7 protein-coding genes and 1 pseudogene are annotated in these 10,077 nt (G+C 30.7%); 3 read left to right on the top strand and 5 right to left on the bottom strand.

Annotated features, from left to right (window positions below):
- Positions 1-189: 189 nt before the first annotated feature.
- The 3 genes from EAH69_RS08730 to EAH69_RS08720 are packed head-to-tail and all read right to left on the bottom strand — an operon-like array spanning position 190 to position 4,348.
- Positions 190-2,382 carry a PepSY domain-containing protein gene (locus tag EAH69_RS08730; RefSeq protein WP_121934814.1) on the bottom strand — a complete coding sequence of 731 codons (2,193 nt, stop codon included), beginning with the start codon at positions 2,380-2,382 and terminating at the stop codon, positions 190-192.
- 2 nt (positions 2,383-2,384) lie between these two features.
- Positions 2,385-2,876 carry a DUF2271 domain-containing protein gene (locus tag EAH69_RS08725; RefSeq protein ID WP_121934813.1) on the bottom strand — a complete coding sequence of 164 codons (492 nt, stop codon included), beginning with the start codon at positions 2,874-2,876 and terminating at the stop codon, positions 2,385-2,387.
- An 8-nt stretch (positions 2,877-2,884) separates the two neighbouring features.
- Positions 2,885-4,348, bottom strand: a complete 1,464-nt coding sequence (locus EAH69_RS08720; protein WP_121934812.1) for an ankyrin repeat domain-containing protein — start codon at positions 4,346-4,348, stop codon at positions 2,885-2,887.
- Positions 4,349-4,584: 236 nt separating this feature from the next.
- On the opposite strand from EAH69_RS08720, the gene EAH69_RS08715 reads away from it, so the two are divergent.
- From EAH69_RS08715 to EAH69_RS08705, 3 genes are all read left to right on the top strand, one after another.
- Positions 4,585-6,996 (top strand): TonB-dependent receptor, encoded by a 2,412-nt coding sequence (locus EAH69_RS08715; RefSeq protein WP_121934811.1) that lies wholly within the window; start codon positions 4,585-4,587, stop codon positions 6,994-6,996.
- A gap of 12 nt (positions 6,997-7,008) precedes the next feature.
- Positions 7,009-8,337 (top strand): hypothetical protein, encoded by a 1,329-nt coding sequence (locus EAH69_RS08710; protein ID WP_121934810.1) that lies wholly within the window; start codon positions 7,009-7,011, stop codon positions 8,335-8,337.
- A gap of 228 nt (positions 8,338-8,565) precedes the next feature.
- On the top strand, positions 8,566-9,342 hold the full coding sequence (locus tag EAH69_RS08705) for a DUF2490 domain-containing protein (protein ID WP_121934809.1): 777 nt from the start codon (positions 8,566-8,568) through the stop codon (positions 9,340-9,342).
- 31 nt (positions 9,343-9,373) lie between these two features.
- Here the strand turns inward: EAH69_RS08705 and EAH69_RS08700 are convergent.
- Together EAH69_RS08700 and EAH69_RS08695 are read right to left on the bottom strand one after the other, a co-directional pair.
- A pseudogene (locus EAH69_RS08700) lies at positions 9,374-9,532 on the bottom strand (pyrophosphohydrolase domain-containing protein); the annotation flags it as partial.
- Between the two features lie 49 nt (positions 9,533-9,581).
- Positions 9,582-10,028 carry a class I SAM-dependent methyltransferase gene (locus EAH69_RS08695; protein ID WP_317124737.1) on the bottom strand — a complete coding sequence of 149 codons (447 nt, stop codon included), beginning with the start codon at positions 10,026-10,028 and terminating at the stop codon, positions 9,582-9,584.
- Positions 10,029-10,077: the final 49 nt, after the last annotated feature.

Here is a 10,077-nt window from a genome sequence, read left to right as displayed (position 1 = left end):
TAACCGGAATTAGGAAACAACTTATAAAAAAAGTGAATATATATTTTTGAAATGATTTCATTTATTAATTATTATGATGTGATCCTGAATCAAGTTTAGGATGACTTTTAAAAATGTCAAGCTGAATTTATTTCAGCTTCTCATCCTTTAAATTATTCCATTCACACATTCTCGAATCAACTCATTTAATTAATAACAATCCGTTAAAAATTGTCCATTAGATTTAAACTCTTCGAAAGATTTACGTAAATGTTCTTGACAAATAGTTTCTAAAACTTTCTCTACATCATTTTGCATTGCTAAAGCTCCACAAATCATAATAATAGCTCCATTCTGTAAAGCATCAGCGAATAACTTCGCATCATTTTGAACCAAATCCATCACATATTGTTTATTTTCTTCTCGAGAAAAAGCAATGTTGAATTTCGTTAAATGTTTCTTCTTAAGTTGTGATTCTGTAAAGGCTTCATACTCTTTTGTCGTTAGATTATGAAATCTAAAACCAGCATATAAATGCGTTTCTGTTTTGTTAGAATTTTCATCAATCATTCCTAAGAAAGGAGCAATTCCGGTTCCGTTTGCAATCATAATGACTTGAGATGCTTTTTTAGGAAAATGAAACGCTTTGTTCTTAACAATTCTAGCCTTGATAATTGAATTTTCTGTTAGGTTGTGTAAATATTGAGAACCTAATCCAAATTCATGTAACTTCACAATAAGTTGTAATTTATTCTCGACTTTACCAATCGAATACAAACGCTCACGATGATCATTCGCTGGATAAATAGCCAATAAATCACCTGATTTATAGTTTAGTTTTGTATCAAAAAGTAACTTAAACGTAGCGTCTTCTGCAGTTGTTTTAGTTACTTTTTCAACTTTAATATTTTTTAATCTTGGCGCTTTTCCAACATACAAAGCAGGAGTAGAAGCAAGTTGCGTTTCAGAAATAGTATTCCAAGCAGTAATCCAAGTTGTGAATTCCTCAGGCGATTTATCGTTTATCGTTTTTAAATCCAATATACGAGTAGCCCAATGTTGATTTTCTAACCATTGATCAACTTTAATGGCATACCCGCAAAATTCTGAATATGCTCTTGATCCAAATCCAATGATAGAGAAATTTATTGCTTGATTTTGAGGATATTTTTCTAATAATTCTTCAAATTTTTTGGCATTAGCAGGTGCATCTCCAATTCCGTAAGTACACGTTAAAACAATGATGTTTTTAGCATTCGGATAAACTTCATATTGGTTCATTTGTGCCATGAAAGATTTTTGACCATCAGCCAAAAATTGTTCATGAATTTTATTTGCAAAACCTAAAGTTGAACCATTTTCTGAACCAACTAATAAAACAATCTCAGCTTCACTTGCTTTGTATTTATTCTTTCCAATTTTTGTACGAGTTCGTTTAAATGTAATCACGAATCCAGACCAAATAAAGAATAAAATATTCAGCGAAGCGATACCTAAAACAATTGCCCAAATTACGTTTGTACGACCTGTATGTAAATCGATATTAAATTTCTCAACAATTGCAGAATATGGATGAAATGATTCGGAAATGATTGAACCGTTAACTTGATTAACAGAGACAGATTTCTTTCTTAAATGAATGATAAAAGGTTCCGCTTCATCATCTGGAATAAAAGGAAATTCGATTTTCTCAACGTTACTTAATTTAGTGTTTTGAAAAAATTCAATATCCTTTAATTCTTTGGCTTCTAAATTTTCTTTTGCTTGATGTTCAACTTCAGTTGGTTGGCCAATTAAAGGCTCTAAACGAGCTAAGAAAATTAAAGTTCCTGTTAATGCTATAATCAAAACAGGAATTAATAACCAACGGCCAGTAACGACGTGGAAATATTGAGAAAATGAATCTTTATTTACTTTCGTGAAGAAGTTTTTTATTCCTTGTTGTCTTTTAATGACCAGAATTAAACCACTGATTGAAATTAATAATAGCAAAAATGAAACGACACCAACTATCGCACGTCCAGTTTCTTTAAGGAATAATGAACGGTGTAATGCAGTTGTCCAGTTGATAAAATCACTTTTTGGAACAATTTCTCCTAATTTTTCACCAGTTGTAGGATTGATATAAGCCTGAAAAGAGTTTCCGTCCTCGTCCATTGCATCAATGGTTACGAAATCGTTGTGATCTATTTTTACTTCTAATATTTCAAAATAATTCTCGCGCAAAGTTGGTAAAACTTGCGCGAGAGTAATATTTTCAAAATTGTCTACTTTGTATGCGGGCGATTTTTCATTAATAGCATCAACAGCTAAAATAACTCCAGTAATAGAAAGAATTACAAGGAATGCTGAAGATATTATTGCTAAAGCTAAATGCGCATATCTCCAAATAGATAATGTCATTTTTATTGTACTTTAATAAAACGAACTGCTTTAATGTATTCTGTTCCTTTAACGCCAGCTTTGTTATTTAATGCAGCAGATGTCAAGGCAACTTCTGCATCTTTTACGACATATTTTTGTGTTTCAACTGCAGATTCGAAACGTAATTTGTAACCTTTGTTTAATTTCGCTGTATCAAATTCGATAACACGAGTTGCTCTTGCTCCTCCTGCAACAGAAGCACCTGTGATTCCGTTTAATTTTTCTTTTTTCTTAGCGTTGAATTTGTGCCATTCTTTTAAAGTATTGTACCATTCGTTATCTGGTCCCAAAACAGCTAAAGTTTTCTCGTATTGTCCTTTTGGATTGATTAATGAAATAACTACATAGGCTTCTTTACCTGTGTAATTTTCCATCTGAATCATTGTTTTATATTTTGTTGTTTGTGCAAAAGTGGCAGAAGCCATTAAGATTACAACTAAGGCAACTAATTTTTTTAATACGTTAAATTTCATTTCCTTTATTATTTTAAAAAGTCAACAGACACATTATTTTTTGATAAGAATTCGTTTTGTGAAGCTAATTCATAAGCTGTTTCTTCGAATTCTGTTTTTAAATCTTTTTTAATTCCAGCAGCAACTAATGCTTTAAGAATTACATCATCTTTTGCAATTAAAGCTGCTTTATGTAATGCTGTATTTCCGTCTTCATCTTGTGCGTTAACATCAACACCTAATTCAATCGCTTTATTTACTAAAGCAATGTTTCCTTTATCAACAGCTAAATGTAATAAAGTACTTCCTTTGTGTTGTGTCGCTTTGAAATCAACTTTAGCTTGAGCTAAAATTTCTTGTTTTTTATTAAAAGCTTCGTCTTTTGGTTTGAATGAATTGAACCAATGAGCAGCTAAATTATTTCCTTCAATGTCAACTAAATTTGTTTTAGCACCTTTTTCAATTAATACATTAACAATCTCAGTAGATCCAGCAGAAACTGCTTTTGTTAAGGCAGATTCACCAACTTTATTAATTGTATTTACATTATTTGTTTTGGCCAATAGTAAATTAACTAATTCTGTATTTTTTCCTGCCGAGGCAATCATCAAAGCTGTATTTCCTTTTTTATCTACAACTTTTACATCAGCTCCTTTCGAAATAACATAATTGATAATTTCTAAATTTCCTCTACGAGATAAAGCGTGAATAAGTGTTTGACCTTCTGGATTAACCGCTTTAGGATTTAATTTATATTGATCTACTAAAGTTTGAAAAACTTCTAATCCATTTTCTTTTGTTCTTGATCCTTGTGTTGCAAAGAATAAAGCTTGATCAGTAGGTTTTACACCTTTAGCAACTAACTTCTCTATAATAGAAAGATTTCCTAATTTCGCTGCATAATCTGCAACCGATCGACCAGCATTGTCTTTATCTGAAATTGACAATCCTTTAGAAACGAAATACTCAGTAATCTTTAAATCACTATCATTTGCAATCGCTTCCATGATTAAAGTAGATCCGCTTTCACCTTTAACTTTAGGATTTGCACCTGCTTTAAATAAAGCATCGTAAACAGCTAAATTAGAATTTCCAACACTTGCAGCATAAGTAACAACATCATCACCGTGGCTATCTACATAATTTACATCAGAACCTTTTGCCAATAAATAATTAACTAATTCTAAATTTCCTGAAGCCGCCGCCCATTGTAAATAAATACGAGAATGGTGTGTTTTTTTATCAACAGAATTTCCCTCTTGATCAATTAAGAATTTAATAACATCCAAATTTGCTTTGTTATTGATAGCGATAACTACAGGATCAAAGAATCCACCGTTTTGTTGAGACGGACTATTTCCTTTTGTTATTTCAGCTTTAACAGTTTCGATAGTTGGATTATTTTTCCAAAAACCAGCATCCATTAAAGAGTTTGTCTGAGCTTGAATAAATGATGCTACTAAAATTGCAACAGTAATGAATATTTTTCTCATATGATAGAGTGTATTGTTGTTAATTATTATTTAGACCAATTTTAATCTGAGTTCAAAAATAGAACTTTATTTATAATTATTCTAAACATTAATTGTAAAAGTTCTAAATAATGAATTATATCATCAAAACCTTATTATTTATATAGCTCTGTATATTAATTGATTAAAAGTTTTAGATCTGTTAAGTTTATTTGGATTAAGTCCAAATAAATAATAGTTTTGACAAAAATTTAACAATGATTAAGAAATTAACCTTTTCTGCATTTTTCTTCTTAGCACTCGTAGCAAATGCTCAGAATACGATTTCGGGAACTGTCTATGATGACAAAAATAATGTTATAGAGGCTTCTGAAATTAAACTTGTACAGTATAAAAAATCGAAATTAACAAGATCAGGAAAAGATGGAAAATATAAATTTTCTGATGTTGAAAATGGAGAATATGTTCTTGTAATCAAAGTTGGAAAAAAAGAAGAATTGATTTCAATTGTTGTTAAAGATCAAGATTTGATTCAGGATGTTGAATTTTCAACTTTAGATCATATTGATTTAGCTATTGTTGATATTAAGAAAATTAAATCGGTAAAAAACGAACTTGAAAAACAAGGATTTGCCATGAATGTGATTGAAACTGCTGAGGCAGCGACAAGAAATATTCAAACGAACGAATTACTTGACCGAACGGTTGGAGTTAGAATTAGACAAAATGGAGGTTTAGGTTCGCGCGTTGATTATAATTTAAACGGAATGTCGGGAAATTCAGTTCGTGTTTTTATTGACGGACTGCCATTATCTACCTATGGTTCATCTTTTAATTTAAATAGTATTCCGCCAGCTTTAATCGAAAGAATTGAAGTTTATAAAGGTGTAATTCCTGGTTATTTAAGTGATGATGCAATGGGAGGTGCAATTAACGTGATCCTAAAAAAAGGAGCAAGAAATACGTTAAATGCTTCGGTTTCTTATGGATCTTTTAATACTACGCAAACGAACTTATTTGGTTTTTATAGAGCTAAATCTGGTTTTACAACTAAGGTTTCAGGATTTTATAATTATTCTGATAATGATTACAAAGTTTGGGGAGAGCATGTTTATAATATTTTACCTAACGGAAGATATGAACATATAAAAGCAAAACGTTTTAATGATGCTTACGAATCATTTGGAGGTAGAGTAGAAGTCGGATTTTCTGATGTTAAATGGGCTGATAATTTCATGATCTCTTATAATGGATCAGATGATTATAAAGAAATTCAGCATGGTCAATTTATGACAAAACCTTACAAAGGTCGTTTTACAGAGTCGAATGCGAATGTGTTAGGCTTTACTTACGATAAGAAAGATATTTTTACTGAAGGATTAGATGTTAATTTAAATGTTATTTACAGTAAAAATAAAGAAACGATAAATGATACAGTTAAATACAATTATAATTGGGATGGTACTATCGCTTTAGATTTAGATGGAAATCCAATTTTAAGTCCAAATGGAGCGCAACAAGGTGCACCAACGATCAATCACATCAATCGTGAGATTATAACAGGACGTTCAGCAATTTCATACCGTATTAATCCAAATCACAGAATATTTTTAAATAATTATTATTATCAAATAGACCGTACGGATAACGATGAAATGAAATCTGTTTTAGAAAAATCGTTCTTAGGAACTCGTGATTTAACAAAAACTATTTCATCTATATCATATGATTTTAGAGCATTTGATGAAAAATTAAAAATAAATGCTTTTTGGAAACATTACAATCAAAAGATTGAAAAAATGGATCCAGTTTTAAAACAAGATGCAAACGGAAATCCATATAGATTTGAGGAAGTTACAAAAAGTAATTTCAATACTGACGGTTACGGAATTGCAGCTTCATATCTTATAAAGGACGGAATTACGTTTTTAGTTTCTGCTGAAAAAGCAGTAAGAATGCCAAATGATAACGAGCTCTTCGGAAATCCGGGAGATAATTTAGATGGTGCAATTAACCTTCGTCCAGAGATTAGTAATAATGCAAATGTTGGTTTCAAATTAGGTCCTTATAAACTACAATCTCATACTTTATCTTTTTCTACGGCAGGTTTTATTCGTGATACAAAAGATAAAATCGTTAGAAAAATTAATGACCGTAATAACGATGCCGTGCAAACAATTCCGATGGAAAATTTAGGTAAAACACAATCTATCGGTTATGAGTTTGAAGTTGGTTATAAATACGGAAGAAACTTTAATGCATTAGTAAGTTTATCACAATTTAATACATTATATAAAATTCAATACGACAGTAACGGGAATCAATTGGAGTATTACAACGAGCAAATTCCCAACGAACCATATTTCAATGGAAATGCGAGTATGCAATATGTTTTCCGAAATGTAATTAAACAAGGAGGTCATTTAAGTTTAAACTATAATCTAGGATATGTACATGCATTTAAAACAAATTGGCAAAAAAACGCTTTTGAAACGCCAGATCAATTTGTACACGATGCGGGATTTAGTTATGCTTTTCCTAACAAAAATTTCATTGTCAGCTTTGATGCTCGAAACATTTTTAATGAGCAAGCTTTCGATAACTACGCAGTTCAGAAACCTGGGCGTGCATTCTACTTAAAATTAAATTATACTATCAATAAATTCTAAATTACAAACAATATGAAAAAGAACTTTTTTAAATTCTTAATGTGTGGTGTTTTATTATCGCCATTAGCTTTAACTAGTTGTTCAAATGATGATGATGCACCATCAAATGAAGGAGAAAATCCAGGAATTGAAAATCGTTGGATTACATTAGCAGGAGCAAAAATGCAACAAACTCCTGGTGATGGAAATGGAGGAACTGTAGTTTATTCTGTATCAAAAGAAAATGCAAAAAATCCTAATTATTCTATTGATGTTTTTGGACAAGGAATGGATGTTTTATCAAATCGTACGGCGCGTTTAAATTCGTCTGTTGATGGAAGTAAATTATTCAATATTACATATACAGGTGCAAATGGAGGTACTTTTATGACGTATAATGTAAACGGTGCAAATGCTTTTACACAATCAGGAACTACAGTTAATATTTCTCAATACGCTGGTACTTCACCACGTTGGGCTAAATTATTTGATGGTGATAAAACAGGGATAGCAGTAAACGTAACTTCTCCACAAATTGTTAATAATACAGATGGAACTTATAAATACACAAGAGGAACAGCTACAGTATTATCTTTAGATTTACAAAATATCTTAATTTCAGCTTCTAAACAATACGAAATTCCTTTAACGGAGGCTGAAGAAGCTCAAGGTCACCATATTTTCCGTTTAGATGCTCCAACTTTAAACAAAGCAGGGAATAAATTAATTATTGGAACTTGGATGCGTAAAACTGATCCTGCAACAGGGCAAAATCAATCTGGTTTTGAACGTTTAGGAACAAAATCATTAGTTGTAGATTATCCAGCTTTAACAAACCCAACTATAATTACTTCTACTGTTGATAACGGTGATACAAGTGGATACAGAAGTTTTAATAGTTTCGTTTCAACAGACGGAAATATTTACCAAGCGACTCAACGTGGAACAAAAGGTTCACATATTTTAAGAATTAATCAATCAAATCAATACGATAATTCTTATGTATTTAGTTTAGATACAGCTTTAGGTGTGCAAGGAACTTATGTAGACGCTTGGCGTTACGCTGGTAATGGAATCGCTTATGTTGCTTACACATACACTTCAGCAAACGATCAAGGATTTATTGCTCGAGTAGATTTAAATAATAAAACAGCTCAGAAAGTTAATGGAATCGATTATGATGCTGATTTAGATTTTGGTCAATACCAAGGATTTGTTGTAGATGGTGATGAAGTTTATGTTGCCGTAACTCCAACAGGAAAAGATGGAAATATTTACATCTTAAATAGCCGTACAGGAGCTGTTACAAAAGGTGCAAAATTAGTTAATAAGCCAGGAAACCACTACATAGGAGTTTTCTAATTGTCAATTATTATATTCAGAAAAGGACCGTTTTTTAGCGGTCCTTTTTTTATTATTGTATGTAAGTTTTTCTTTGTATACTATTCTTTAACTTAATTAATAAAATACTAATTATTCGATTAGTTGTAGTAGAATTAATTTAATGTAAAAGGGAAATGTTCCCATTTTCTTCCCAATTTCAAAAATACATTTGTTCAACTCTTTATTAGAAATATATCAAATAGTATTATGAAATACATACTCTCCATCCTTTTTTTATTTTCAATTTCATTAAAAGCACAAATTACACCTCCTGGGTTAGGGGATACTAATGCAGCAAGTTGGTATGCAATGGGACTTCGTCAGAAGTTAAATGATGATGCCAATTTTGAGTCAATGACTTATATAGGTGTTGGACTAAAAAGTGGAGAAGATAATTATGATATAAATTCTAAATTAGCAATAGTTGTTATTAATCAAGAATTTTATCATCATATAAAAAATAATTGGAAGGTATCTTATGCTGTAAGTTACCGTAATCAGAAAGATTATTTTAAAGATGAGAATACTAATGTAAATCAAACAAAAGTTCAACAAGAATTAAGATTGTACAGTCGATTATCATATTCTACATCAATTGGAAAAGTTAAATTGACACAAACAGCTCGCCAAGAATTGAGAAAATTTGTAGACAATAACTGGAAAAATATAGATAAATCTATTCAATTAAGAAGTCGTTTAAAAACTCAAGTAGCTTTAACAGTAGATAGATTGAAACAGCATACATTAACTGCTGGTGCAGAATCTTTGTTTTCGATGAGTAGGACAGATGAAACAAAAAAATGGGATAAATTAAAATATAAAGAGGCTCGATTTACATTGTTTTATACATACAGACCTAAAGATACACCTGTTGCAATTAGCGTTGGGTATATGAATAATTTAATAAAAAATAAATCAACACATAGTGTTCATTATGCTTCTTTTGATTTAGTTTGGGAAGATCCCTTTCATGTATTTATATGAAAAAAAACCTCATCTTTATGATGGGGTTTTTTTATAACTCAGGTCGTCTTGGACCGTTTTCTCTTGATTTTAAAACGTTTTCTACGTCTTCTAATTTGAAACCTTTCGCTTTTAGTAAAATCAAATAGTGATACATCAAATCGGCAGCTTCACCTAAGAATAAATCGTCGTTATTGTCTTTCGCTTCAATCTATAATGAAATTATTTCATTGATTTAATAAAGAATTTTAATCAAAAATTTATTTTTTAGCAAACGTACAGAATATGAAATTCTGAGTAGTATAAAATGGAGTCGTATGATTTTCTGTAAAACATTCTATTTTATTAAATTTCTTTCCAAAAGTATTTACTAAAGAAGATTCATCATTTTGTTTAATCTCTAAACCGCTGCATTTTATAAGGCCATTAATCGAAAATGTTCCAATTATCATGTATTTATTTACGGCTTGTGCTACTAACCTTTGATGTGCTTTAATATCATCTACAGTTGTTAAAGAATGAAAAACAGCCCTATCGTGCCAAATATCATACTTTTCTTTTGGTTCAAAAACAGTGATATTATCTTCAATCCAAGTTACTTTTTCTGCTTTTTCACCTAAACGTTTTTTAGCGCGTGCTAATGCATTAGCAGAAATATCTAAAACACTTATGTTTTCATAGCCTTGATCTAGTAAATAATCAACCAATTTACTTTCACCGCTACCTATATCGATAATTCTATTTTATCTAACTTAA

The organism is Faecalibacter macacae, assembly GCF_003687725.1.
GTDB lineage: Bacteria > Bacteroidota > Bacteroidia > Flavobacteriales > Weeksellaceae > Empedobacter > Empedobacter macacae.
The sequence above is the reverse complement of the archived record's forward strand: the minus strand, read 5'-3'. Positions and strand labels throughout refer to the sequence as shown.